Source organism: Paenibacillus sp. MAHUQ-45 (assembly GCF_058133325.1).
Map to the genome: position 1 here is coordinate 1 of NZ_JBYUPV010000017.1, position 22,919 is coordinate 22,919.

Sequence of the window (22,919 nt, forward strand, 5' to 3'; positions counted from 1 at the left end):
GCACGGTGCGCTAGGGTATCTCTCTCCCGCTCGCTTTGCACAGCAATTTACTAAAAAATCCGTTGCGTGACTGTCCACTTTCTTGACAGAGGTCCATATTGTACCTTAAATATTCCAAAATAGGGCCTTCCAGGGTATTCTTTCGAAAATAAGATACAATAATGCTCTTATTCCCCTAATTTAACTATGTTTTAAAAATATAAGGTACAAAAATGCTGTTAGTTGGGGAGGTGGGCCAGCACAGAGTCAAAAAAGGGAGTCCCAGTCAGCCATTTCATGGCTTTGGAGACCCCCTCTATTTTTAAAACGGTAATTCGATTATCTACTAGGCTATGATTATCTTACCGACAGATTTCTTCTGCTGAGGGTGTGATGCCCGTTCTGCAGGAATGTGCTGCGGGTATTTTTGAGAGAGGCTATCCGCTCCTCTGCAAGCCGGTCGGCTGCGGCGTATGTCGGAATTCCATGGTTCCGCGAAATCTCCAGTACTTTGGTGATGTTGTCGTAGATCTTTGCAACCTGTTGATAGGCGCGATCCCGGTTATAGCCGTTCAGTTCGTCGGCAATGTTAATGACACCGCCAGCATTGATCACATAATCCGGTGCATACACAATGCCCATCTCATGCAGCGCCTCACCATGCCGTGCTTCCTTCAACTGATTATTGGCCGCTCCTGCAATAACGCTGGCCTTAATCAGCGGCAGGGTATCGTCATTAAGAGTCGCCCCCAGTGCGCACGGTGCATAAATATCACACGCTACACCGATAATTTCACCAGGATCAACCGCCTTCGCCCCATAAGCTTCAACAGCACGGCTGACTGCCTCCTTGTTGATATCCGTTACGATCAACTGTGCGCCTTCCTCATGCAGATGCTTGCACAGATTGAAAGCGACATTACCAACACCTTGAACGGCAATTGTCTTGCCCTCCAAAGAATCCGTGCCGAATGCAGCCTTGGCTGCTGCCTTCATTCCCTGATAAACGCCAAATGCCGTAGCAGGCGAAGGGTTGCCCGAGGAACCGAAGGTTGGCGACGTACCGGTGACATAATCCGTCTCCTGGTAGATGATGTTCATATCCTCTTCTGTTGTGCCTACATCCTCAGCCGTGATATAACGGCCGTTCAATCCTTGTATGTATCGTCCGAAGGCGCGGAACATAGCTTCACTTTTATCCTTTTTCGGATCGCCGATGATTACAGTCTTACCCCCGCCCAGATTCAGGCCGGATACAGCATTCTTGTAGGTCATCCCTTTAGCAAGACGAAGGGCGTCCACAACGGCTTCCTCTTCGGAAGCATACGTCCACATCCGTGTACCGCCTAGTGCTGGACCCAGGGTGGTGTCATGAATCGCAATTATCGCTTTCAGGCCTGAGGCCTTATCCTGACAGAACAACAATTCCTCATAGTCATCCCGCTCCATTGCTGCAAACCATTCCATGTTCTTCAAATCTCCTGTCTCTTGATCTGGTTGTTCCAAGCTACCCTACAAAGCTAGTATAAGCGGAGAAAATTGTCAATGTGATACCACACGTCGGTCACACCCAATAGTGGTCTGGTCGGTATTCAATCTCTGACTGCACCGACAAACTCAGGGATTGGGATGCTTCATCGTACACTACAGGATTGTCACCTACATAATACCAGTGCTTGACTACAGGTCCGCCAGTCGGCTCCTCAAAGCGGAACACGTTCAGCTCAGCCTTCAGTTCTACTACCGCTTGTCCCTTGTCCGCAGGTACACCGTAGATGGTGATTACCGTTAATGCCCCTTTTTGATCAAACGTATAGGTCAGCCCCTCTGTACTGCTGAGCAACATGCGGCCTGTTACCGAATGCTTCACGAGCACTCTTTCCTGCTGCTGTGTCATATCTATCCCTCCTTTGAATTCCATCTTTAAGGATATCCGTTCACTTCCCCGTTCAGGGCAGATCCACGAGCATAACCAAGACGTTACTACCCGCCTTCAATTCAAGCAACGCCGTTTCAGTGATACGTGCCGAGTCCCCAGGATGCAGGACAACGTCCGCTCCGACCCCAAGCTCACCCTCTACCAGATATATAAAAATTCGTCTTCCCTCTTCTTGGGAAAATGTCAGTTCCTGTCCCTGATGCAGCCGACCAAGATAAATGGTCATATCTTGACCGATCGCCATGATCTCCTCTGATCCACCCGGTGCAACGATCGGCAGCAATTTTCCCTCCAGCTTCGCAAGGTCAAAGACACCGCTGGCATAGGAAGGCGCCGTACCACGGGTTCGCGGCATGAACCATAGCTGCAGCAGCCGTACCGGTTCATCCTCTGAGGGATTATGCTCGGTATGGATCACACCGGTGCCAGCCGACATTCGCTGAACGCCTCCGAAGCGGCTTTCAGCAACATTGCCGAGATTATCCTCATGCCGAAGCCTGCCGGACAGGACAATCGAGACAATCTCCATATCGCTATGCGGATGGGCCCCGAAGCCCTTGCCGGGAGCAATGGTATCATCATTACAGACCCGCATGGGGCCAAATGCTGTATTGTCAGGATCATAGAATTCTCCAAACGAAAAAACATGACTACCTTTCACCCAGCCGTGGTCAAAACGATGGGTTGAATCCGCGGTATAGACCTGAATCATATGATCGCCTCCTTAGTTCTGCTGCCCTTCTATTCTACGAATATTGTAGCAGAAGGTCCGGCAAATTTAAAAACTCAAAAAAGCCGGCCGGCTTTCACCGGTCGGCCTTATTTATACTTGCACAGGCAGAATTATTTCTCCCCTTGGAATTCATTCCAGAATGTCACTTGCTCGAGCGGCAATCTTGTCGTTGGCCGTCCTTCAGCAGCGGCTTTACCTAGCGCAATCAGCATTACGGGAACATAACGCTCCGGAATCTGGAACAGCTCACGGAAAGCGTTGGCATCATATCCACCCATAGGAACAGTGTCATAGCCCTTAGCCTTTGCTGCCAGCATGAGCTGCATGGAGATCAAACCGCCATCTACGAGGGCGATATTACTGCGTCGTTCCGGGCTGAAGCTGGAATAATTATTCCAGGTGTTGTTAACCATCGTTTCCTTGATCTCTGGTGTGATGAATCCCTCAGCCTGCGCCTTATCATAGATTGTATGCACATTGCGGTAAGCTTCGGTATCGCCCAGAACAGCGATTATAGCCGATGCATCCACAGTCTGCTGTTGATTAAAGGCAATCGGCAGCAATTTTTCTTGCACCGATTGATCATTAATCACGATGAAGCGCCATGGCTGAAGATTGGAGGATGAAGGGGCCAGTATAGCATCATTCAAAATCTCCTCGATCTCCTCCCTGGAAATTTTCCAGGATGGGTCGTATTTCCGCACGGAGCGCCGCTCGGATATCACCTTCTTAAATTCTTGCCCTACCTTTAATTCTGTTGTCATAGTAGCTCCTCCTCTTCTTATCCTATTTCTGTGTTATTAAATGCACAGTTTATCACAAAAAAATTTATCCCGGTATGCTTCCCCTGCTGCGCCTGAATCTATGTCATCAGATTTAACTGTAATTTTATATGCACAGTATAATTCAGGAAAAACGCCTTTGTCAACAATCGGTTTTGGCTGCCAAATCTGCAAGTGTATGTTGCTCCAACACCGCGACTACACTCTGGTCCATTTCATCCAGAATATCATCGCATGCCTCCTTCATTCGGTTGCCAAATTTAGAGTCACATATAGTTTCGCTCACAGCTTTGTTGCGTGATTCGCCTACTTCCAGTGCCCGGTAAATCTCTGCCAGCGTAATATCTTCCGGAGCCTTGTTCAGTATATAACCGCCGTCCCGTCCTTCCCTTGTCACAAGCAATTGGTCACGGACTAGACTCGCTAAAATACGTCTTAACGCGGTAGCCTCTGAATCTAATAGCTCTGCCATTTCACAACTGGAGCAGGTCGTAGCTTTGCGGGCGAGAATAACCATGGCCTGAAGCGCCAGTCCGAATGACTTGTACTGCAGAGATCCTGTATTTCTCGTCTTTGTCATGATTGCCCTCTTTCTGATGTGATCCCTATTTATGCTCTAAGTATAGGCTTCAATCACTATTTTGGCAAAATAAAAGCTCTGCCATTACCCAAAAAGGATATGGCAGAGCCTCTATATACACGCACATTGTTCTTGTACAGCTACCGCTTCCTACAGCTTGGCAATCGCCTCTGTCAGCACAGGTACGATTTGCGATTTGCGGGAAACAACGCCCTTCAGAACAGCTTTATTGTCATCCAGCTTTACATTATAAGCTTGCTCTACAGCACCGGCTACGCGGCCCAGGGCCAGCCCAATGGAATCGTTATTCAAGATATCTGTAACTACGAACAGGAACAGATCGAGTCCCTTTTCATCGATAATAGCGGTCAGTGCAGCTTCCAGCTCAGCTTGACGGGAAAGGACATCATTGGTGTCGACCGCGTTCACCTGTGCGATTTCGACTTTGTATTCACCCATCTTGAATTCCTTGGCATCCAGGGAGATCAGTTGGGCAATGCTCTTGTCGCTAAGATCTGCGCCAGCTTTCAGCATGTCCAGGCCATAGCTTTCTGCATCCACACCGGCGATTTCAGCCAGCTCGCGGGCTGCAGCTACATCTTCAGCCGTGCAAGTAGGAGATTTGAACAACAGGGAATCAGAAATAATGGCAGACAGCATCAGGCCAGCAATTTCCTTAGGAATGGCAACACCGTTTTCTTTGTAAAGCTTGTTGAGGATGGTCGCGGTACAACCCACTGGCTCTGCACGATAGTAGAGCGGATGTGCAGTCTCAAAGTTGGCGATCCGGTGGTGGTCGATAACTTCGACAACGCGCACTTGATCGATATCGTTGGCGCTTTGTTGGCGCTCGTTGTGGTCAACCAGAATAACCTGTTTGGCTTCGGTAGCAACATTCTCTACCAGACGAGGAGCCTGTACTCCGAAATGGTCCAGCGCATATTGGGTTTCGCCATTAACCTCTCCAAGACGAACCGGCTCGGCATCCCAGCCCAGTTCTTTCTTCAGTGCGGCATAGGCAATTGCCGAACAGATTGTATCCGTGTCCGGATTTTTGTGTCCAAAGATCAATGTTTTTTCCATTTCCAATCTCCTTACTTTGGTTTTTGTGAGATTAATATACCATACAATGATAGGGCCTAGCCAGTTGGTTTCCCTGATCGAAAACGGACGAGCGATGTTTTTTCGCGGGATCTAGCGGTACACCGGTTGTGTACGTTTGGTCTTGGGCAGCGGCACGGGCTTGTCCTCCCCGTTCAGCGGCTCGTTGTCCGAGAAGAGGTCAGGTTGGTCACGCAGCATGTGGCTGAGCAGTTCAGTGGTCTCTACAGTCCCGCACACCATTACCGCAGCATCGCCGAAGCTGCCCCTGCGCAGGGCCCCTCCGTCCTCGAGCACCCCCTCCACCTTCCAGAAATGCTCCGACCAAGATAGGCCGCAGTGTCTGCGGGAAGGTACGGCGATTTTCTCACCGCCGGGCGTTACAGTGACTAGGTCCTCGTGATCGTCAGTCATCCGGCCCGGGATATCCAGCCATTCCTCGATACCGTGAATGAATGTGTTGCGCCGCAGGTCTACGCCTAGCAGCATGATATCCGCCTCACGGTCCAGCAGCTTGCCCCAGGCAGAGCCGCGAGCGCAAGGTGTATCCCACCGCTCGTCTCCAGCGGTGAATTCAGCTGAGTCCGTCCCCAGCGCTGCAACGGAGTGGGTCGGATGCCAGGAGCGGACTACGCCGGGACGCTTCCGGAACAATTCCGGCAGCACACCGACGCAGGACGGCGAATCTGCAACAGAGAAATGCGGATTGTCAGCGTTGATGTAAGCCCAGGTATGGGTGGGCAATACTAGCAGCCCATCCGACATATATTCACTCAAGGCATCCAGGACGGTATCGGCACCGCCCTCAACCTGCCCGATGCTTTTTAAGGATGAATGCACCAGAACAGTTCCCCGCGGGTCGATTCCCAGCTCCTGCAGCTGCTTCATCAAACTTTCTTTCGTATGCATGTCGATTCTCCCCCTTGTCTTCCGTGTCTCAAGCCACACACCGTCCGCTAGAGGATGGCAGGTGACCCGCTATGCCCAACAATCGCCAGCAGCTCTGATAGATCCTTGATTTCGAACTTGGGCGTGATACCTAAAGTATTCGGCTTGCCCAGCGGGTTGAACCAGCAGGTATCGATACCGTAATTAATGCCGCCCTGGATATCGGAGGTCAGCGAATCTCCAACGATCAGTACGGACGCCTTATCAGTAATACCAAGCTTGGCAAAAGCGTAATCGAAAATACCTGTCTCCGGCTTCTGACATCCAGCCTCTTCGGAGATAATGATCTCCTCAAAAACGTCGTTTAGCGGCGACCCCTGAATTCTGGACGTCTGTACCTCTTTATAACCGTTCGTAATAATCGCCAGACGGCAACCTCTAAGTGCCTCGCACAGTTCCACCGCTCCCTGAATCAGAAAGGTACCCTCCCCTAGATAACGCAAGTACGCTTCACTGAACGCCTCCGGGTCAAGATCCAGGCTATGAGCAGTGAACAGCCGATTGAATCGCTCTACCCGCAGCGCTGCAGCGCTGATTTCTCCCCGCTCCAGATCCTTCCACAATGCATGATTGATCTCCTGGTAACTGGCCGCATAATCCTGCGCTCCGGTCGGCAGACCAAAGTGGGTGAAGGTATGACTCAGTGCATGGCTTTCTGCCATTCCGTAGTCGTATAGCGTATCATCCGCGTCGAATAAAATAACCTCGTAGTTCATATAGTCCTCCCGAAATGTCTTTTTCCAAAGGTACTATAGGGTTCCGGGCAAGTCAATGACGAGGGTCCTGGACAACATTCGAAGGTAACAAATGATGTCAAATGAAGCATATAATCGACAACTTGTCCCTTTTTACGGTATACTTCGAAAAGATGGGTGTTTTCAAAATAATCAACGGTGGTGAGCGTTATTTTATACGTTTTTTCGTTTCTGGTGTCGTTTCTCATCGTCTATTTTTTGATTCCTCCGCTGGGCAGGCTGGCTTTCAGGCTTGATTTTGTGGACAAGCCGAGGAAGGATGTTGAACGCAAAATACATAGGGAGCCCATTCCACTTACTGCCAGCTACGCTATTTTCCTTGGATTCTTTATTACGTACTTAGCATTTGCCCGTGAATTCAACATGGAGACCGTCGCCTTGTTCGCAGGAGGCGTTCTGCTACTGACCATAGGAACAATAGACGACTGGTACAAGACCAAAGGCAAGGATTTCCCTGCACTTCCCAAGATGTTGGTGCAGGTCACCGCAGCGATTCTGGTCTACCTCTCCGGTAATGCCTTTACCGGCTTTTACAATCCATTCTCCGGCGATTATATTGTGCTGCCGGTGATTCTGCAGTTCCTGCTGACGATCCTCTGGATCTTTGGCGTCACGACCGTAATTAACTTCTCAGACGGGATGGATGGACTGGCTGGCGCGCTGACGACCATCTCGGCCATTACCCTGTTCGTAGTGGCTCTAGCCAAAGGACAATCGTCTTCCGCCATCATGGCCATTGCACTGGTGGGCGTAACACTGGCTTATCTGCGCTATAACAAGCCGCCTGCCAAAATCTTTATGGGCGATGCCGGGGCCACCTTCCTCGGCTTCATTCTGGCCGTGATTGCACTGGACGGTGCCTTCAAGCAGGCCACTGTTCTATCAATCTTTATACCGATCCTGGCGATGGGCGTACCCATCTTCGACAACATTTTTGTTGTCATTCGCCGTTTCATCCAGGGCAAGGCCATTTATGAGGCAGACGCCACTCAGGTTCACTATCGCCTCCTCAGAGCAGGTCTGAACCAGAAGCAGGTTGTTGCAGTGCTGTGCCTGATCAGCATCTGCCTGTCGCTATCATCCATCATTCTACTGCTGATCCAGACTTAAGGCAGCAGTTGCACTCCCCGGTACCCGGGGAAGAAGACCCGATCCAAGACAAAGCAGCCCATCTCCAATTTCGGAGATGGGCTGCTTTTTTACATTACTGGGCTACTCTTTTAACGTTCAAGCTTCGTTCTCTTCTGTGAACTCGAACAACTTCCGGTAGATGCCAATGATCTCATGCATCGGCATCCGCACCAGACCGCTGGAGGACGGGGCCACGAATTCCCGCACCCCATCGACTACAGGCTCCACAGCATCCTGGAAGCCCCAATCCGCTTTGCTTCTCCGGGTGAACTCCGTGTAGACGCCTTTACCCACAAAGCAGGCAACCTTCGGCCTGTACTTCTCCAGCTTGGCCCGCAGTAGCTCGCGTCCTGTAACGTATTCCTCACGGGCAATATCCTCGGCTCCACGCGTGGGACGGGCAACAATATTCGTAAAACCATACCCCAGCTTCAACAGCTCCCCGTCCTCGGAGGCATCATACAATCGCGGTGTCAGTCCCGACTGATGCAGAATCCGCCAGAAATTGTTGCGTGGATTGGCATAGTGATGGCCCACCTCTCCCGACCGCAGACTCGGGTTAAAACCGATAAATACAATCTGCAGTCCATCATCCAGATGGTCAGCAACTTCATTCATCCAGCATTCCTCCTTAACCCGTACAAGTTATGATTCTAGCGAAGCAGCTTTCTTAATTCAGGCGACAAATCGTCCGCTTCCATCAGGACATATTCCGGCGAACCATCTTCATAATTCTTTTTCACCAGATAAGTGCCCTTGCGGATCATATACGTCTTCTGGCATTTCAGAACATCTGCAATCTCGTCCTTGTCCTGCGTTACCACCGAGCGGTTTTCCTTACGGGCAATCGCCAAGTACTGCTCAGGGTCGTAATAGTACGAACGGTCACCCGATACGATTTTCGGTTCAAAGGCGGCAATCTCTACAGAGTCAATATTCTTGGCCGTTATCATGATTTTATCGGAATATCCTTTGTTCGCCAGCCAATTCAGCAGCTTGTGATAGGAGGGCAGTATGCTATAGCTGTAAAAGGAAACTACGTTCCTGTCTTCCATCGTAATCGGAATATCGACACTCGCGAGCGGAACATCATCCCCGATCTGATCAGCATACGACATACCCAGAATTTCTTGGCGCAACAACGCCTTGAATTCGTTGATCTCCGCAGAATGGGTAAGGACGACTACGCCCTCCCTTGTGCTGATATTCATGGTCTTCACATCATGCTCAAGCTGGGACAGGACATACTCCGTCTTCTTGTAGCCTTCCGTCTCCATAATTGCTCTCAGCTCCGGCTCGAAGCCAACAATAGGCACCTGATATTCTCTGGTTAATGTGTGTCCGCTCTTCAGTCGGTATACAATGCTCATGCTGCGCACCCTGGAATCCTTATAGAAGGAGTCCCCGGTGGGCGCTGTAGGACGGATCACTGAGAGCGTACTGTGGAGCTTTTGAACGGCCCTGATATAGTCCTTGTCGCCCGAGAACGGATCGACTTTATTGAACGGATTGTATGCCTCATAGGGATTCGTAGAGTTCTGCTTCTGTGTGTATAGATTATACAGACTGCCAGCGTATACCTGGGATATTTGCTCTTCATCCGGTACTCTGGCCTCATATCCCGTCCATCCGGAGACAGGGATGTAGAGCAGCAGACTCAACAGCAGCGTATAGACCGCAAAGTCGAGCGGAATTTTACGACTCATGATATGCCACGATTTGCGGATAACCATCTCGGATGCGATATAGCCAACTACTGCTCCAATCGCATAGCCCCCAAAGGTCCAGACCAGTTTGCCACTCATGTTCATTGAAAAATAGTTTCCAGCAATCAGCATGCAGCACAGCATCACCCCGGCTTTGAAGAACGGGTTGAAGTAAGTAAAAGCAATCGCCTGTCCGGCCATCTCCACGTGACGCCTCCGGTACAACAAATAACTCAGGACAACGACAACAACAGTCAGCCCCACATATATACATAATTCACTGAATTCGAACGCCTGATTGCTTACTGAGAACAGATGCACAAGGGGAGACCAGAGATCACTGCGGATGCTGTTCGTATAAATCGCGTAAGGATATCCATACAGATACAATGAGAAGTAATAAGAGATCAGCTGCATTAGCATGTAAGGCAGGATGAGCAATACAAAGCTTGCGATTCCCTGGATTACAGTTTGTCCTGTACAAATCCCTACAAAGACACTGAAACAAAACAGGAAAATGGAAAGCACACTAACTGTAATAGCCCATGTCCAGATATCCTTGCCCGTAAAATCATAAAGATCCCCGGTCCACGGCCGAGTAATTGCCGTAATGGCTGCACAGAGCCAAACCGGTACAAGCACCAGTACTATCCCACTTCCCAAATGGGAGGTCAGCAGATGCTCTCTGCGCAGTGGCAAGCTGTGCAGCAGATCAGCCGGTGCTTTGACTTGAAGATACCGGAACAGCATAAGTCCCGCAGACAAGGGAATGCAGACAATCAGCAGCCCTTGCATCCCGGCACCAAGCTGAAACAGACTGGTTACCTTTTGATTGAACAGGCTGGGGTTGCCAGTCATGAACATTTGCAGCGGTACTGTAAAGATCAAGCCAAGTGTATAAATGATGCCGATCCACCCGTATTGCCGGAAGTTCTGGCGGATCAGCGCAAGGTTAAAGAAGTAGCGGGCGCGTATCATACCCGGCATCCCCCATTTCATAGATAAAGATTTCCTCCAGTGTCAGCGGCAGAAGATCAAATACATAAGGCTGATAAATTCCGAAGGCTGCCTTGATCCGCTCGCGGTCACCTCGGACAATGAGCAGGCTGACGCTACCTCTGACTTCACGGTGCAGTACCTGCAGCTTGGCCGATATTGCCCGCTCATGGCGTTCGTCACGGAACGCGACCTGTACCTTGTGAGTATCCGCCTTGAGATCATTAAGATCCATCTCTACCCGCATTTTCCCGCCGTGCATAATGCCAACAGGGCCGCATAAATCTTCGATCTCATGCAGATTATGCGAGGATATCAGGACTGTCAGTTGCCGCTCGGCCACTTCTTGAAAGAGTAGATTCTTGATTTGGCGCCGCATCACAGGGTCCAGTCCATCATGCGGCTCATCCATCACTAGCACATCTGGCATACAGCTGAGACTCAGCCAGAATGCGGCCTGCCGCTGCATTCCCTTGGAGAAGCGGCTTAGCTTGCGGTTCATATCCAGCCGGAACACATCACGGAGCTGCTCGAAATATGCCTGATTCCAGCGTGGATACACTGAGCGATAAAAATCGGCCATGCTCTTGATCGTTGCCTGCGGAAAGAAGGCAGGACTATCCGGCATAAATATAATCCGCTGCTTGACCTCCGGCCGCTCAAAGATCGGTTCACCGTCCAGCTTGACGGTTCCGGACTCCGGTTGCATGATGCCGGCCAGAATCTTCAGCAGCGTGGTTTTACCTGCGCCGTTGGAGCCTAGCAGCCCGTAAATCTTCCCTTTATGTATAGTCAGCGAAATGCCATCAACGGCGGCTTCACCACGAAAGGACTTTTTGACTCCCCGTATCTCTATCATTTCGCTGTCCCCCTGCTTGTATGAACTGTACTATAATTATTGTTACCACCCTAACAGCTGTCAATGAAAAAAGCGCACAGAAATCTATGCACTTTTTCCCATCGCTCGCTATTCTATTTAATTTCTATTGTGAAGTAATGAGTAGCGCAAACTTATCCAGACTAGAGCTTGAGGAAAGAACGGGTCCGCTCTAGCTTCGGATTACCAAAAATCTGCTCCGGGGTCCCGGACTCGGCAATCTCTCCCTTGTCCATAAAGATAATTCGGTCCGCCACATCACGGGCAAAGTTCATCTCATGGGTAACGATGATCATCGTCATCTTCTCTTCGGCCAGTTGGCGAATGACCCGCAGTACCTCTCCTGTCAGCTCCGGGTCCAGTGCCGAGGTCGGCTCATCAAAAAGCAGGATGTCCGGGTTCAGCATCAGCGCCCTGGCAATCGCCACCCGCTGCTTCTGTCCGCCAGACAGCATCGAAGGATAGACGTCGGCCTTGTCGGCAAGGCCTACCTTGGCTAGCAGATCCTTGCTTCTCGCTGCGATCTCCGAACTACCCTCCCGCTTCAGCGTCCGAGGAGCCAGCTCCAGGTTCCCCCGCACTGTCAGATGCGGGAACAGGTTAAAGTGCTGGAACACCATGCCCATCTTGGCCGTAATTCCCTTGATCTGGGCATGCCCGGCGTAGCTGCCGTTGTCCACCAGCGCCTGCCCCTGAATGATGATGCTCCCGCCGGTAACCTCCTCCAGATGCACCAAACTGCGCAGCATGGTGCTCTTCCCGGAGCCGGACGGGCCGATCACTGCCACCGTCTCTCCCGGATCTACGGCGAACGTCACCCTTTTCAGCACCTCAAGCTTGCCAAATGATTTTTGCAGTTCTTTTACTTCGATCATACTGCTCATAAATGGACATTCCCTTTACTCGAATTTGAAACGCTTCTCCAGCGCCTTGAAGAACAGCGTTAATACCAACGTCATTAGCAGATAAATCACGCCTGCCACCACAAACGGAGTCACCGTAAAATCACGATTCACCGCCGTCTTAGCGTAGTTCAACAGCTCCGGGACCGCTACGGCATACAACAGCGCCGTATCTTTGACCAATAAAATGGACTCATTCGCCACCGCAGGCAGCGCGACCCGGAACATCTGCGCCAGAATGACCTTACGCAGCGTCTGCCATTTGCTAAGCCCCAGCACTTTGGCCGCTTCATGCTGCCCCTTGTCGATGGACAGCAAGCCTCCGCGGAATATCTCAGCAAAGTAAGCACCATAATTAAGGATAAAACCCAGGCAGGCAGCCGTAAACCGATCCATAACCAGATACTCGCCGATGACCGGGATCTGCGGCAGACCGAAGCAGAAGAAGAGTAATTGTAGCAGCAGCGGTGTTCCGCGCATGACATAAATATAGCTGTGAGCAATCCAGGCCAGCGGCTTCATCGTGCTTTTGGCCATCAGCATCACTACAAGTCCCAACGGGATGGACAGCACAATAACAATTAGAAAGAGCAGAATCGTTGTTCGCGCGCCCTCCAGCATAGGTCCGGCGATTTTAATTATATAATCGAGACTCATTGTACCCGCTCCCTGCTTATTTTAGCACCTTGTTCTCTCCAAACCACTTGGTGGAAATCTCTGCTGCTGTTCCATCACTGTTCATCGTATCAAGCGCCTTTTGCAGCTCCTCCAACAGCGCTTCATTGCCTTTCTTGATACCAACCCCGTATTGCTCCGGCGCCAGAGATTCATCCAGCAGCTTGAAGGTGCCAGGCTCTTTGGACATATAATATCTAGCCACAACCTCGTCAATGACTACACCGGCCAGACGCGAGGTTTTGAGATCTGTGAGGGCTAGCACATTGTCCGGGAATTCAGAAATACCAGCAACTTTATCCTTAATCGGATTAGCATCCAAGGCATCCGCTGCGGAGGACAGACTTTGCAGTCCGATTTCCTTACCTGCCAGATCCTCCAGCTTAGTAAGTGGCGAAGAGGCCAAGACTACAACAACCTGACTGTTCTCCAAATAAGGCTTAGTGAATAATACCTTCTCCTTGCGCTCATCCGTGATGGTATAGCCGTTCCAGATCATATCAATGCGTCCGCTGTTCAGCTCTGATTCCTTGGCCGACCAATCGATAGGCTGGAAAGTGACTTCCTTGCCCATTTTTTCAGCAGCCGCTCTTGCGTAATCAATATCAAAACCAACAATCTCATTCTTATCGTCCCGGAAGCCCATCGGTGCGAATTTGTCATCAATCCCGATCACCAGCTTGCCGCTATCAGCTTTGCCATTCGATGAGGAGCAACCCGCCAAAAGCACAATTGCCGCCATCGCTGTTATCATCCATAATCCCATTCTCTTCATCTTTGTTCTCCCCCTAGTAAATGAAAGCATCTTTTGCTTTAATTCGTTAATACGTTATTAGAGTATCATGATAACATAGCCTATGAATGTCGTCGATAGAGTTGAGTCAGTGATCTGTGTCAAAAAAGAAAAAGCAGTGCCGCAATCCGTTGAGGAAGGCTGCACTGCTTGTATATAAAGCGACTTAAGACCGGAACTTACGATTGGCCCTTGCGATCGGAACGGGAGATCTGAGCTGACGATTGAAACTTACGATCGGTACAGAAGATCCGAACTTGCGATCAGAATTGACGATTGAAACTTAAGGCTCTGTCGTCACTACGGTGGATGCGTGGACTTTCGGTCACATTGAAGTTATATCATTCCCGCCTGACGAATACGAAAATAAGCGCATTTTTGCACCTTAATTCAACTGAAAATATAGGAATAAGTAAATTAAGGGCATTTTTGTATGTTAATTCTCTTGGCATACCAACTTTCGCGGGTAAATCAGGAAAATAAGGTGCAATAATGCACTTAATTTCCTTGTTCACTCTAAAACGATGAATATAAGGTGCAAAAATGTCGTTATTTCAAACGTTGAAGAGGTTAACTTGCCAGTCCAGTCTGTTTCTGGAGATTCCCCCCGGTTCAGTCTGTTCTCAGCTCAAGCTTTCGATAAGGCCCTGGTAAACCCTCAGTTCATTTCATTGTATACGGCATAAGGCGGTGTTCGTATATAAGCGACATAAGGCAGACACTGCCTTTGTAATGTACAGCAGACTAAGATTTTTTGCCAAGAGCCTTTGAGTCTGCAGTTATATAGACCTTTCCGATTCTCTCAAATCTCACTTCCAAGAGGCTCCTCATTCAGCACGCTGCGCTTTCTACGTTGATCACTGAACATAGCAAAGGCAATGCCGGGAAGCAGCAGAATGCTCGCAAAAGCATAAGTGCGGCTGAAAGCCTCTACCGACGCTTCGCGCAGCCCTCCGCCCGCCTGCTGCAGCAGGACTTGAATTTCGGTTAGCTGTCGCTGCTGGTCAGTCTTGAAAGCGGAACGTTCTTCCTCAGGCAAGGCTAAGACTGCCTGCTCCAGATCTTTGCTAAGCCTTTGTGTCATTGCTCCACCCGCTGCTCCATCTGAGGCGGAAATTTTACCTGCTTTAACCATAGTGCCTAACTCTTCCCCAAGTTTTTGCTTCACAAAGGGCTGTAATATAGCATCCTCACGAATAGATTGCGCAGCATGCTCAGCAGCCGTCCCGATCCTATCATTGAAATTTTGTTGCAACACCGTCACGATGATGGCTACCCCCAGGACACTCCCAAGGGCTTTCGTCATATTCGTTATCCCTGAAGAGATCCCCACCTTCTCTTCGGGGACATTGCGGATGGCGGAGGACATGACCGGAGCCATAACTAGCCCCATTCCCAGCCCGGCAATCCCAAGCGTAATTAGCACTTGCGACAGTGAAGCATCCCCATGAAGACCGCTCAAAGCATACGTAGCCCCGGCCATCACGGTTACGCCTGCAACAGAGAACCAACGGCTTCCATATTTACTTGAGAGCGGTCCGGACCCCCCTGAACTCAAGATCGACCCCAGAGCAATTACAGACAAGACCAGACCCGCCTTCAACTCTGTCATGCCCATAATACGAGTCAGGAAAAAGGAGGTCAGCAGGGAGAGATTCATAAGCCCCGCCCCTACGATCAACAATGTCAATGCCGCTCCATTAAAGGCACGTATTCTAAACAGCGACAGTGGCATCATCGGTTCCTTCCCCTTCCATTGTGTGACAAAGAAGAAGAACAGCACCAAAATACCTGAGGTTAAAAGGCCATAGAATGCACCCGACTGCCAGCCATAATCCTGGACTTTAATTAACGCGTACGTAATTAAAAACATACCTACCGAAATCCCTGCCATTCCCGCAAAATCAAGCGTGCGTCCAGCCGAGCTATCTCTGGATTCCTTGATGAAGAGAAGAACAAGAATAATACTAAGAATGCCTAACGGCACATTCACCCAGAATATCCATTCCCAATTCAATTTCTCCGTAAGAATACCACCAAGGGCCGGGCCGCTCGCCGCCGCCAGACCGCCTACCGCCCCCCAAATCCCGATAATCAGACCATGCATCTCCTTGGGAAAAGTTGTCGTCGTCAGCGGAATCGTCACCGGCACAATAATGGCTCCGGCCAGTCCCTGAATAACTCTCATCGCAACCAGCATTTCCAGCGAAGAGGAAAAGCCTGCTAGAAGCGAGGCTATGGTAAACACAGCTATTCCGAGCAAAAATAACTTTCTGCGGCCAAATTGATCCGCCAGGCGCGAAGCAGTGAGGATAAGCGCGGCAAAAGCCAGGTTGTAGCCATTCATTACCCAGGAAATTTGCGAGACATTCCCTCCGAAATGCTTCGTCATCTCTGGCAAAGCAACGTTAATAATCGTCGTGTCCAGCAGGGCCATAAAAAATCCCAATACGATTGCTGTAAAAGAAAAAATCCTTTTTGTTCGTATACTCATCGTCCTCATCCCTCCGAATAACTGAACTATAGTTCACATTTAAGATTATATGAACTATAGTTCACGTTTGTCAATCGAAAATTGAACCAAAGTTCAACTTTCGTTGACACTCTAATTCCCCTCTACTACAATCGTTATAACAGGAGGGAATTTAAGCTATGAAGGACACAGACGATAAAACAAGAACGCCCCAACAGGGCCGGAGCATCAAAACCAAACAAGCCATTGTTACAGCAGCTATGGAGCTGTTTTCAAATAAGGGGTACCATCAAACCAATACCAAGCAAATAGCCGCCGCTGCAGGCGTTTCTACAGGAAGCTTCTACTCTTATTTCACAGATAAGAAGGCTGTGTTTATAGACGTTCTAAAGCATTACAACGAAGCACTGCTGAGCCGTGTCGATGCTTCCCTCGCAGAGATTAACTTTGATTTCTCGGACAAAAGGGCAGTCATCAACCACCTTGTTGACAGCCTTATTTTATCGCACCAGGTCTATAATGGATTTCATAAAGAACTGTCCATCATGCAACTTAGTGACTATGAAATCAACCGATTAATGGGTGAGCAATACGAAGTGGGCCGTCAGATTACACTCGGATATCTGCAGTTGGACAAGGAAGAGGTCAATGTCGAGGATGTAGAGGCTGCTGCTATAGTGGTCTTCGAATCAGTGAGCACGGTTGTAGATGCCATCGTCTATTCCAGCCAAAGCATTGCCTCGGAACGCCTGAAATCTGAGCTGGTCAATATGATTGCAAAGTATTTATACGATTAAATGTGGTCATTAAAACAAAAAGGATGCTCCCAGCCTGTAAATGGCCAGGAACATCCTATTTATTCTGAACTATTGTTTAACGATAATCCTTCCAGAAGTTATGCGGCTGCATATCTTTGGTAATAATCTCAAAGGAGTACCCTTCCTTCTTCAGCGTCTCCAGAATCTGTGGCAGCACCTTCAGTGTAGCCTTCTGGTCATGCATCAGAATGATCGGGTTGCTCTGTGATTTCTTCAAATTATGAACCTGGCTCATAACGGTGTTGTAGATTTTGGCGCTATTCTCCTTGTACTTCCAGTCGTCGGAGTCTACGTTCCAATCCCAGAGGTGATAGCCTTGAGTCAGCACTTTGTCTCTAAACGCATTGGTGAAATAAGGCTTGCTGCCGTAAGGCGGACGAATCAGTGAAGTACCCGTTCCAGTGATTTTCTTCAGGATAGCATTGTCATTGTTCATCTCACCAAGAGCAGCTGCCGGGGAAGCGTAGAACTTCTCCTTTACGTGCGTCATTCCATGCAGACCAAGGCCATGGCTTTCCTTCGCAGTACGCTTAACCTGTGCAGGATAGGTGTTCATTTTGGGACCCAGCATGAAGAATGTGGCCTTTACCTTATATTTGGCCAGGATATCAAGCAACTGAGTAGTGGTAGCCGATGGTCCATCGTCAAAGGTCATATATACTGTTGTTCCCGGCTTTCCTGAATGGTCAGGTGTAGCTGTTGGGGTCTGTGCACCAGTCCCTGTCTTCGGCTGCAGTTCCTTCTTATACTGATTAATAAATGCCGTATCACTCAGTTTGGCTGTACTGTTCTGTACTCTCAGTAAATATTGCTCCGGCACATAGGAAATAGTATAACCTAGCAGTGCTGAAATCCGTACTGGAACCATGAGCTTACCAGCACGCTCGAAGGTATCCATTGCGACCTTGCTTCCATTGTTCAGAGTAGCTGTAGTATGGTTATTCAGCAGCTTGAGCGAAGAGCCACTGGCAACCACACTGATTCCATCTGATAGTCCGTTCAGCGTCCAGCCCAATTCCTGCGCCAAATCGCGCAGCGGAACATAATAAGAATCTTTTACTGATACAGCCTCGATTCCGGTCAGTTTATCATTAACCCCTAGCTTCAGGGATTGCATGCCAGCGGCCTCACCTTCACGAACCCATCCCAAACTTACGAAAAATGCAATAAATAATAGCAACAACTTTTTAGTAGACACCGGCAGGATCTCCCTATCTATGTATATTTTCTATTACTGTACCATAGATACATAGAATGAAATTTGAGAGATTGTAACCAACCGCATAAAAAATTGTTACCAATTAGACACTATATCGGATTCATTATATTTTCATAAAAAATAACGCAACTTTCGTCGAATCCTGTCACAGCAATAAAAAAGCGGTTAAAAACCGCATATTTGGAGCAAAATAATTGTGGCGAAATTAGTAACATTAGTGAATTATTGAACAAATTTCGAACAATTAAAAATCTCCCTAAAGTAGCGTCACTACAGTGATCTATATCACACCTTAGAAACATTGTAACAAATCTAACACAAATATTTAACGATATCGCCATATTTGAGGACTTAAATAGGAAAAATGATAAAATATGTCTTTTGCAATCTACCCTCGGACTTCTTACTATATATAGAGGTTAATGATTTCGGCTAATGATAAGAATTATTGAAGGAAGGAGTTCAACATGAACAAAAAAGGGCCGTTATACGCTTTGTTCCTCAGCCTGATTCTCCTCCTGCCGGGTTGCAGTTCGCTAACTGTATTGAACCCGAAAGGTCCGGCTGCGAGAACGCTATCAGACACGATCATCCTCTCCATACTGGTGATGCTCGGTGTTCTGGCTGTTGTCTACATTTTATACGTCTTTGTCCTTGTGAAGTACCGCGCAAAGAAGAGCAACGAGGGGTACGTTCCACCGCATGAAGAGGGCAACAAATGGCTGGAGGCGGTTTGGATCGCCATTCCAATCGTCATCGTCACTATCCTCTCTGTAATCACAGTAAAATCCACCAGCGCTGTAGAAAATGTCCCTAAGGACTATAAAAATATTAAGCCGCTGGTCATCTATGCTTCCTCTTCCAACTGGAAATGGCATTTCAGCTATCCTGAAGAAGGTATCGAAACGGTGAATTACGTGAATATTCCTGTACACCGTCCGGTTGAATTCCGCCTGTATTCGTTCACTTCGATCTCAAGTTTCTGGATTCCACAGCTTGCGGGACAGAAATATGCGATGAACGACATGTTAACCCAGCTTAATCTAGTAGCTGATACGGCTGGCTCTTTTATCGGAAAGAACTCGAACTTTAACGGTAAAGGTTTTGCCCACATGGAATTCGAAGCTCTGGCTATGACAGAGAAAGAATATGATGGCTGGGTAAAAGATGTTAAAGAAACCGCACAGCCGCTGAAAGAGGATGAATTCAAGGATTTGCTGAAGACCGAATTTGTTGGACGCAAAACCTACTCTTCCACCCACTTAGACTTCAGTCCGCCGCCAGGCAATCATGGTGATCATATGAGCCATGACGGCATGGAAATGGATATGGATAACGGCAATATGGAGCATAAGGAGAACAAGAAAGTTCATCCATCTCCAGCGCCTTCTAGTGAGACCATATTTGACGGCAAACCTGATACGGAGGTTCAGCCAGTGCCAACCTCTTCGGAAGCCGAGAGTAAACACGAAGGACACCACTAGGCTTTATTGCCAGTGTGAATACCTGAAAGGAGTCATCCCTAATGGATTTGGAAAAGTTTAAGGTTCACGGTGGGGTCCTAATCTACGGAGCAATGGTCAGTATTGCGCTGGCCACGCTAGCGATTATCATTGGACTAACCGTTTTCAAAAAGTGGGGCTACCTGTGGCGTGAATGGTTGACTACAGTTGACCATAAGCGCATCGGGGTCATGTATATCCTGGCTGCCCTGCTGATGCTATTCCGCGGCGGTATCGACGCGATTATGATGCGTCTGCAGACCGCAGCGCCAGATATGAAATTTCTCGACGCACAGCACTATAACGAGGTCTTTACCACACACGGACTGATCATGATTCTCTTCATGGCCATGCCGTTTATCATCGGTCTGATGAACGTTATCGTACCGCTGCAAATCGGCGCAAGAGACGTGGCATTCCCGCGTCTGAACGCTGTCAGCTTCTGGCTCTTCTTCTTTGGAGCGATGCTGCTGAATATCTCCTTTGTTATCGGGGGATCACCGGATGCCGGCTGGTCCGCATACTTCCCACTCGCTAGCATTGAGTTCAGCCCAACGGTAGGTAACAACTACTACTCGCTCGCACTGCAGATTTCTGGTATCGGTACAATGCTAACAGGGGTCAACTTCATCGTGACTATCCTGAAGATGCGTGCCCCAGGCATGAAGTTGATGCGTATGCCAATGTTCACCTGGTCTGTTCTGATCACCAACGTTATCATCGTATTCGCCTTCCCGGTGCTTACGGTAGCACTGGCGCTGATGATGTTCGACCGGTTGTTCGGCTCTCAATTCTTTACGATGGCCAACGGCGGTATGGATATGCTATGGGCCAACCTCTTCTGGGTATGGGGACACCCTGAGGTATATATCGTTATATTGCCGGCCTTCGGTATTTATAGTGATATCATCTCAACCTTCTCCAAAAAGAACCTGTACGGATACACGTCCATGGTTGCAAGTATGGTCGTTATCTCGCTCCTGTCCTTCCTGGTATGGGCTCACCACTTCTATACCATGGGTCAAGGCGTAATGGTCAACAGTTTCTTCTCCATCACTACGATGGCGATTGCTGTACCGACAGGGGTTAAAATATTCAACTGGCTATTCACTCTCCGAAAAGGGCGAATAACCTTCACTACCCCGATGCTCTACACCCTGGCGTTTATTCCGATCTTTACGATCGGTGGGGTTACAGGCGTCATGCTGGCAATGGCCAGCGCCGACTATCAGTACCATAACACCATGTTCCTGGTGGCGCATTTCCACTACGTTCTGATTCCAGGTGCGGTCTTCGCCGTTATCGCAGGTTTCCACTACTGGTTCCCGAAAGTATTCGGCTTCCGTCTCAACGAACGTCTCGGTAAGCACGCCTTCTGGTGGATTATCATTTCCTTTAACGTCGCGTTCTTCCCACTGTTCATTCTTGGACTCATGGGTATGACCCGACGGATGTACACTTACTCAGCAGAGACGGGCTTTGGTCCGCTTAATATGCTCTCCTTTGCAGGAGCACTTGGTATGGCTATCGGATTTGTCATTCTGGTCTACAACATCTACTGGAGTACACGCTACATGCCGCGGGATACCAATGGTGACCCATGGGATGCTCGTACCCTGGAGTGGGCGACTAACAGCCCGATCCCAGCCTACAACTTTGCAGTTGTTCCTACCGTAACAGATCGTGATGCATTCTGGGTATCCAAGCAAGAGAACGTTCCTTTGTTCAAGGAACAAATCAAGAAGATTCATATGCCTAGTAATACAGGCAAGCCATTCATCCTTGGTGTAATCTTCTTCTTCTTCGGATTCTTCATGGTATTCAGCATGTGGGTTCCTGCGATTGTATCGGGAGTTGGGATTCTGCTTACGCTTTGTGCGATGTCTTTCGACAGAGACCACGGATTCTACATCCCTGAGAAGGAAATTATCGCTACTGAAAAGAAACTGCGGGGTGAGACTGTATGAAAATAGATGCGTCCAAGCCGCTTGAATATTCAACAGAAGAGAACAGTAACAAGATTTTCGGCTTCTGGGTCTTCCTGGGAGCGGAAATCGCCCTCTTCGCTACTTTGTTCACGGTTTACTTTGTACTTGTGAACCGCTTTGCTAGCGGTCCAAACGGCAGTGAGCTTTTTGAGATCGGTCCGGTGCTGTATGAAACATTCCTGCTCCTGACAAGCTCATTTACGATCGGTCTTGCCATTCATGCCATGCGGCATGGATACAAGAAAGCCATGATGGTCTTTTTCGGGATTACCCTGCTGATGGGTCTCGGCTTCCTTGCAATTGAAATTACGGAATTCTTCACCTATGTTCATGAAGGAGCAACGCTGCAAACCAGCGCCTTCCTGTCCAGTCTGTTCGTATTGCTCGGTACGCACGGAGCTCACGTAACCTTCGGGTTGCTGTGGGGATCGGCTATCCTGATTCAGCTGAAGCGTCACGGCATCAACCCGGCTACAGCGAACAAGTCATTTATCTTCTCTCTGTACTGGCACTTCCTGGACGTTGTCTGGATCTTTATCTTCAGCTACGTCTACCTGAAAGGACTGATGTGACATGATGAAGCAACTGTTTCCAATCCGCCATGTGCTGGGTTATATCGCCTCTCTCGTCCTTTCTGCCGCAGCGCTGGCTGTGATCTACCTGGATCTGTCCAGAGCAGCAAATTTGGTAATTCTGGCCGTTACGGCGATTATACAAGCATCCCTGCAGCTCTTCCTGTTCATGCACATCGGAGAGTCGGCAGACACCAAGAAAGAACTGTACCTCAATATCGCCTATGCCTTGTTTGTCGGCTTGGTAACGATCTTCGGAACCTTGTTCATCTTCGTATGGGGCTGGTACGCTTAATTCCTGCAAAAGGAATAGCGGTATAGTTTGATAGTTAAAAAGGAGTGTCTCACAAGTCATGAAAATGGCTTCTGGGACACTCCTTTTGTGTTGCACTAGACCTGAGATAAACGTAAAGCCGCGATCTCCCGTAGCGGAGATTCGCGGCTTTAGTA

Annotated in this window: 22 protein-coding genes; 6 read left to right on the plus strand and 16 right to left on the minus strand. The window is 49.0% G+C overall.

Annotated elements, in window-relative coordinates; translation table 11 throughout:
• Positions 1–336 precede the first annotated feature (336 nt).
• From AC3Y23_RS26125 to AC3Y23_RS26160, 8 genes are all read right to left on the minus strand, one after another.
• Positions 337–1,446, minus strand: coding sequence for a Glu/Leu/Phe/Val family dehydrogenase (locus AC3Y23_RS26125; protein WP_379204681.1), 1,110 nt, complete (start codon positions 1,444–1,446; stop codon positions 337–339).
• A gap of 97 nt (positions 1,447–1,543) precedes the next feature.
• Positions 1,544–1,876: a hypothetical protein gene (locus AC3Y23_RS26130; protein WP_379204683.1), complete on the minus strand. Its 333-nt coding sequence runs from the start codon at positions 1,874–1,876 to the stop codon at positions 1,544–1,546.
• 52 nt (positions 1,877–1,928) lie between these two features.
• Positions 1,929–2,630 carry a pirin family protein gene (locus tag AC3Y23_RS26135; RefSeq protein ID WP_379204686.1) on the minus strand — a complete coding sequence of 234 codons (702 nt, stop codon included), beginning with the start codon at positions 2,628–2,630 and terminating at the stop codon, positions 1,929–1,931.
• A gap of 131 nt (positions 2,631–2,761) precedes the next feature.
• Positions 2,762–3,415 carry a nitroreductase family protein gene (locus AC3Y23_RS26140; protein WP_379204688.1) on the minus strand — a complete coding sequence of 218 codons (654 nt, stop codon included), beginning with the start codon at positions 3,413–3,415 and terminating at the stop codon, positions 2,762–2,764.
• A 160-nt stretch (positions 3,416–3,575) separates the two neighbouring features.
• Complete coding sequence (locus AC3Y23_RS26145) at positions 3,576–4,013, minus strand: RrF2 family transcriptional regulator (RefSeq protein WP_175373867.1); 438 nt, start codon at positions 4,011–4,013, stop codon at positions 3,576–3,578.
• Between the two features lie 150 nt (positions 4,014–4,163).
• On the minus strand, positions 4,164–5,096 hold the full coding sequence (locus AC3Y23_RS26150) for a manganese-dependent inorganic pyrophosphatase (protein WP_379204691.1): 933 nt from the start codon (positions 5,094–5,096) through the stop codon (positions 4,164–4,166).
• Between the two features lie 111 nt (positions 5,097–5,207).
• Complete coding sequence (locus tag AC3Y23_RS26155) at positions 5,208–6,023, minus strand: AAC(3) family N-acetyltransferase (protein WP_379204693.1); 816 nt, start codon at positions 6,021–6,023, stop codon at positions 5,208–5,210.
• A gap of 47 nt (positions 6,024–6,070) precedes the next feature.
• A complete protein-coding gene (locus AC3Y23_RS26160) occupies positions 6,071–6,778 on the minus strand; it encodes a YjjG family noncanonical pyrimidine nucleotidase (protein WP_379204695.1) in 708 nt (235 codons plus the stop codon).
• A 180-nt stretch (positions 6,779–6,958) separates the two neighbouring features.
• On the opposite strand from AC3Y23_RS26160, the gene AC3Y23_RS26165 reads away from it, so the two are divergent.
• The gene (locus AC3Y23_RS26165; protein WP_379204698.1) at positions 6,959–7,927 is read left to right on the plus strand and encodes an MraY family glycosyltransferase; all 969 of its coding nucleotides are present in this window, start codon (positions 6,959–6,961) and stop codon (positions 7,925–7,927) included.
• Between the two features lie 117 nt (positions 7,928–8,044).
• Here AC3Y23_RS26165 and AC3Y23_RS26170 read toward each other — a convergent pair whose 3' ends face one another.
• The 7 genes from AC3Y23_RS26170 to AC3Y23_RS26200 all read right to left on the minus strand — a co-directional run bounded on the left by AC3Y23_RS26170 (position 8,045) and on the right by AC3Y23_RS26200 (position 16,391).
• Positions 8,045–8,566, minus strand: coding sequence for a mismatch-specific DNA-glycosylase (locus AC3Y23_RS26170; protein WP_379204700.1), 522 nt, complete (start codon positions 8,564–8,566; stop codon positions 8,045–8,047).
• 35 nt (positions 8,567–8,601) lie between these two features.
• Positions 8,602–10,653, minus strand: coding sequence for a DUF6449 domain-containing protein (locus AC3Y23_RS26175; RefSeq protein WP_379204703.1), 2,052 nt, complete (start codon positions 10,651–10,653; stop codon positions 8,602–8,604).
• Positions 10,607–11,509: an ABC transporter ATP-binding protein gene (locus tag AC3Y23_RS26180; RefSeq protein ID WP_379204705.1), complete on the minus strand. Its 903-nt coding sequence runs from the start codon at positions 11,507–11,509 to the stop codon at positions 10,607–10,609. Before AC3Y23_RS26180 ends, AC3Y23_RS26175 begins: the two co-directional genes overlap by 47 nt.
• Before the next feature lie 161 nt (positions 11,510–11,670).
• Entirely contained in the window at positions 11,671–12,411 is a 741-nt protein-coding gene (locus AC3Y23_RS26185; RefSeq protein WP_379204707.1) for an amino acid ABC transporter ATP-binding protein, read from the minus strand.
• Positions 12,412–12,426: 15 nt separating this feature from the next.
• Positions 12,427–13,086 (minus strand): amino acid ABC transporter permease, encoded by a 660-nt coding sequence (locus AC3Y23_RS26190; protein WP_379204709.1) that lies wholly within the window; start codon positions 13,084–13,086, stop codon positions 12,427–12,429.
• Positions 13,087–13,102: 16 nt separating this feature from the next.
• Positions 13,103–13,879 (minus strand): amino acid ABC transporter substrate-binding protein, encoded by a 777-nt coding sequence (locus AC3Y23_RS26195; RefSeq protein WP_379204711.1) that lies wholly within the window; start codon positions 13,877–13,879, stop codon positions 13,103–13,105.
• An 820-nt stretch (positions 13,880–14,699) separates the two neighbouring features.
• Positions 14,700–16,391 (minus strand): MFS transporter, encoded by a 1,692-nt coding sequence (locus AC3Y23_RS26200; protein WP_379204713.1) that lies wholly within the window; start codon positions 16,389–16,391, stop codon positions 14,700–14,702.
• Positions 16,392–16,549: 158 nt separating this feature from the next.
• On the opposite strand from AC3Y23_RS26200, the gene AC3Y23_RS26205 reads away from it, so the two are divergent.
• Positions 16,550–17,167: a TetR/AcrR family transcriptional regulator gene (locus AC3Y23_RS26205; protein WP_379204715.1), complete on the plus strand. Its 618-nt coding sequence runs from the start codon at positions 16,550–16,552 to the stop codon at positions 17,165–17,167.
• 76 nt (positions 17,168–17,243) lie between these two features.
• Here the strand turns inward: AC3Y23_RS26205 and AC3Y23_RS26210 are convergent, their stop codons facing one another.
• Complete coding sequence (locus tag AC3Y23_RS26210) at positions 17,244–18,386, minus strand: polysaccharide deacetylase family protein (RefSeq protein ID WP_379204717.1); 1,143 nt, start codon at positions 18,384–18,386, stop codon at positions 17,244–17,246.
• 488 nt (positions 18,387–18,874) lie between these two features.
• Here AC3Y23_RS26210 and qoxA point away from each other — a divergent pair, with 488 nt between their 5' ends.
• Genes qoxA through qoxD form a run of 4 tightly spaced genes read left to right on the plus strand, consistent with a single transcriptional unit; the run spans position 18,875 to position 22,764 of the window.
• Positions 18,875–19,891: a cytochrome aa3 quinol oxidase subunit II gene (qoxA, locus tag AC3Y23_RS26215; RefSeq protein ID WP_379204719.1), complete on the plus strand. Its 1,017-nt coding sequence runs from the start codon at positions 18,875–18,877 to the stop codon at positions 19,889–19,891.
• Positions 19,892–19,932: 41 nt separating this feature from the next.
• Positions 19,933–21,876 carry a cytochrome aa3 quinol oxidase subunit I gene (gene qoxB, locus AC3Y23_RS26220; RefSeq protein ID WP_379204721.1) on the plus strand — a complete coding sequence of 648 codons (1,944 nt, stop codon included), beginning with the start codon at positions 19,933–19,935 and terminating at the stop codon, positions 21,874–21,876.
• Complete coding sequence (gene qoxC / locus AC3Y23_RS26225) at positions 21,873–22,469, plus strand: cytochrome aa3 quinol oxidase subunit III (RefSeq protein ID WP_379204723.1); 597 nt, start codon at positions 21,873–21,875, stop codon at positions 22,467–22,469. The genes qoxB and qoxC overlap by 4 nt, the downstream gene beginning before the upstream one ends.
• A 1-nt stretch (position 22,470) precedes the next feature.
• Complete coding sequence (qoxD, locus tag AC3Y23_RS26230; RefSeq protein ID WP_175373854.1) at positions 22,471–22,764, plus strand: cytochrome aa3 quinol oxidase subunit IV; 294 nt, start codon at positions 22,471–22,473, stop codon at positions 22,762–22,764.
• Positions 22,765–22,919: the final 155 nt, after the last annotated feature.

What these genes read in the sequence shown, in the direction of transcription:
- AC3Y23_RS26190 (WP_379204709.1), bottom strand. Translation starts at nt 13,086, where the DNA reads ATGAGTCTCGATTATATAATTAAAATCGCCGGACCTATGCTGGAGGGC.
- AC3Y23_RS26170 (WP_379204700.1), bottom strand. Translation starts at nt 8,566, where the DNA reads ATGAATGAAGTTGCTGACCATCTGGATGATGGACTGCAGATTGTATTT.
- qoxC (WP_379204723.1), top strand. Translation starts at nt 21,873, where the DNA reads ATGAAAATAGATGCGTCCAAGCCGCTTGAATATTCAACAGAAGAGAAC.
- AC3Y23_RS26130 (WP_379204683.1), bottom strand. Translation starts at nt 1,876, where the DNA reads ATGACACAGCAGCAGGAAAGAGTGCTCGTGAAGCATTCGGTAACAGGC.
- AC3Y23_RS26200 (WP_379204713.1), bottom strand. Translation starts at nt 16,391, where the DNA reads ATGAGTATACGAACAAAAAGGATTTTTTCTTTTACAGCAATCGTATTG.
- AC3Y23_RS26125 (WP_379204681.1), bottom strand. Translation starts at nt 1,446, where the DNA reads ATGGAATGGTTTGCAGCAATGGAGCGGGATGACTATGAGGAATTGTTG.
- AC3Y23_RS26135 (WP_379204686.1), bottom strand. Translation starts at nt 2,630, where the DNA reads ATGATTCAGGTCTATACCGCGGATTCAACCCATCGTTTTGACCACGGC.
- AC3Y23_RS26185 (WP_379204707.1), bottom strand. Translation starts at nt 12,411, where the DNA reads ATGAGCAGTATGATCGAAGTAAAAGAACTGCAAAAATCATTTGGCAAG.
- qoxD (WP_175373854.1), top strand. Translation starts at nt 22,471, where the DNA reads ATGATGAAGCAACTGTTTCCAATCCGCCATGTGCTGGGTTATATCGCC.
- AC3Y23_RS26180 (WP_379204705.1), bottom strand. Translation starts at nt 11,509, where the DNA reads ATGATAGAGATACGGGGAGTCAAAAAGTCCTTTCGTGGTGAAGCCGCC.
- AC3Y23_RS26140 (WP_379204688.1), bottom strand. Translation starts at nt 3,415, where the DNA reads ATGACAACAGAATTAAAGGTAGGGCAAGAATTTAAGAAGGTGATATCC.
- AC3Y23_RS26175 (WP_379204703.1), bottom strand. Translation starts at nt 10,653, where the DNA reads ATGAAATGGGGGATGCCGGGTATGATACGCGCCCGCTACTTCTTTAAC.
- AC3Y23_RS26195 (WP_379204711.1), bottom strand. Translation starts at nt 13,879, where the DNA reads ATGAAGAGAATGGGATTATGGATGATAACAGCGATGGCGGCAATTGTG.
- AC3Y23_RS26145 (WP_175373867.1), bottom strand. Translation starts at nt 4,013, where the DNA reads ATGACAAAGACGAGAAATACAGGATCTCTGCAGTACAAGTCATTCGGA.
- AC3Y23_RS26160 (WP_379204695.1), bottom strand. Translation starts at nt 6,778, where the DNA reads ATGAACTACGAGGTTATTTTATTCGACGCGGATGATACGCTATACGAC.
- qoxA (WP_379204719.1), top strand. Translation starts at nt 18,875, where the DNA reads ATGAACAAAAAAGGGCCGTTATACGCTTTGTTCCTCAGCCTGATTCTC.
- AC3Y23_RS26205 (WP_379204715.1), top strand. Translation starts at nt 16,550, where the DNA reads ATGAAGGACACAGACGATAAAACAAGAACGCCCCAACAGGGCCGGAGC.
- AC3Y23_RS26155 (WP_379204693.1), bottom strand. Translation starts at nt 6,023, where the DNA reads ATGCATACGAAAGAAAGTTTGATGAAGCAGCTGCAGGAGCTGGGAATC.
- qoxB (WP_379204721.1), top strand. Translation starts at nt 19,933, where the DNA reads ATGGATTTGGAAAAGTTTAAGGTTCACGGTGGGGTCCTAATCTACGGA.
- AC3Y23_RS26150 (WP_379204691.1), bottom strand. Translation starts at nt 5,096, where the DNA reads ATGGAAAAAACATTGATCTTTGGACACAAAAATCCGGACACGGATACA.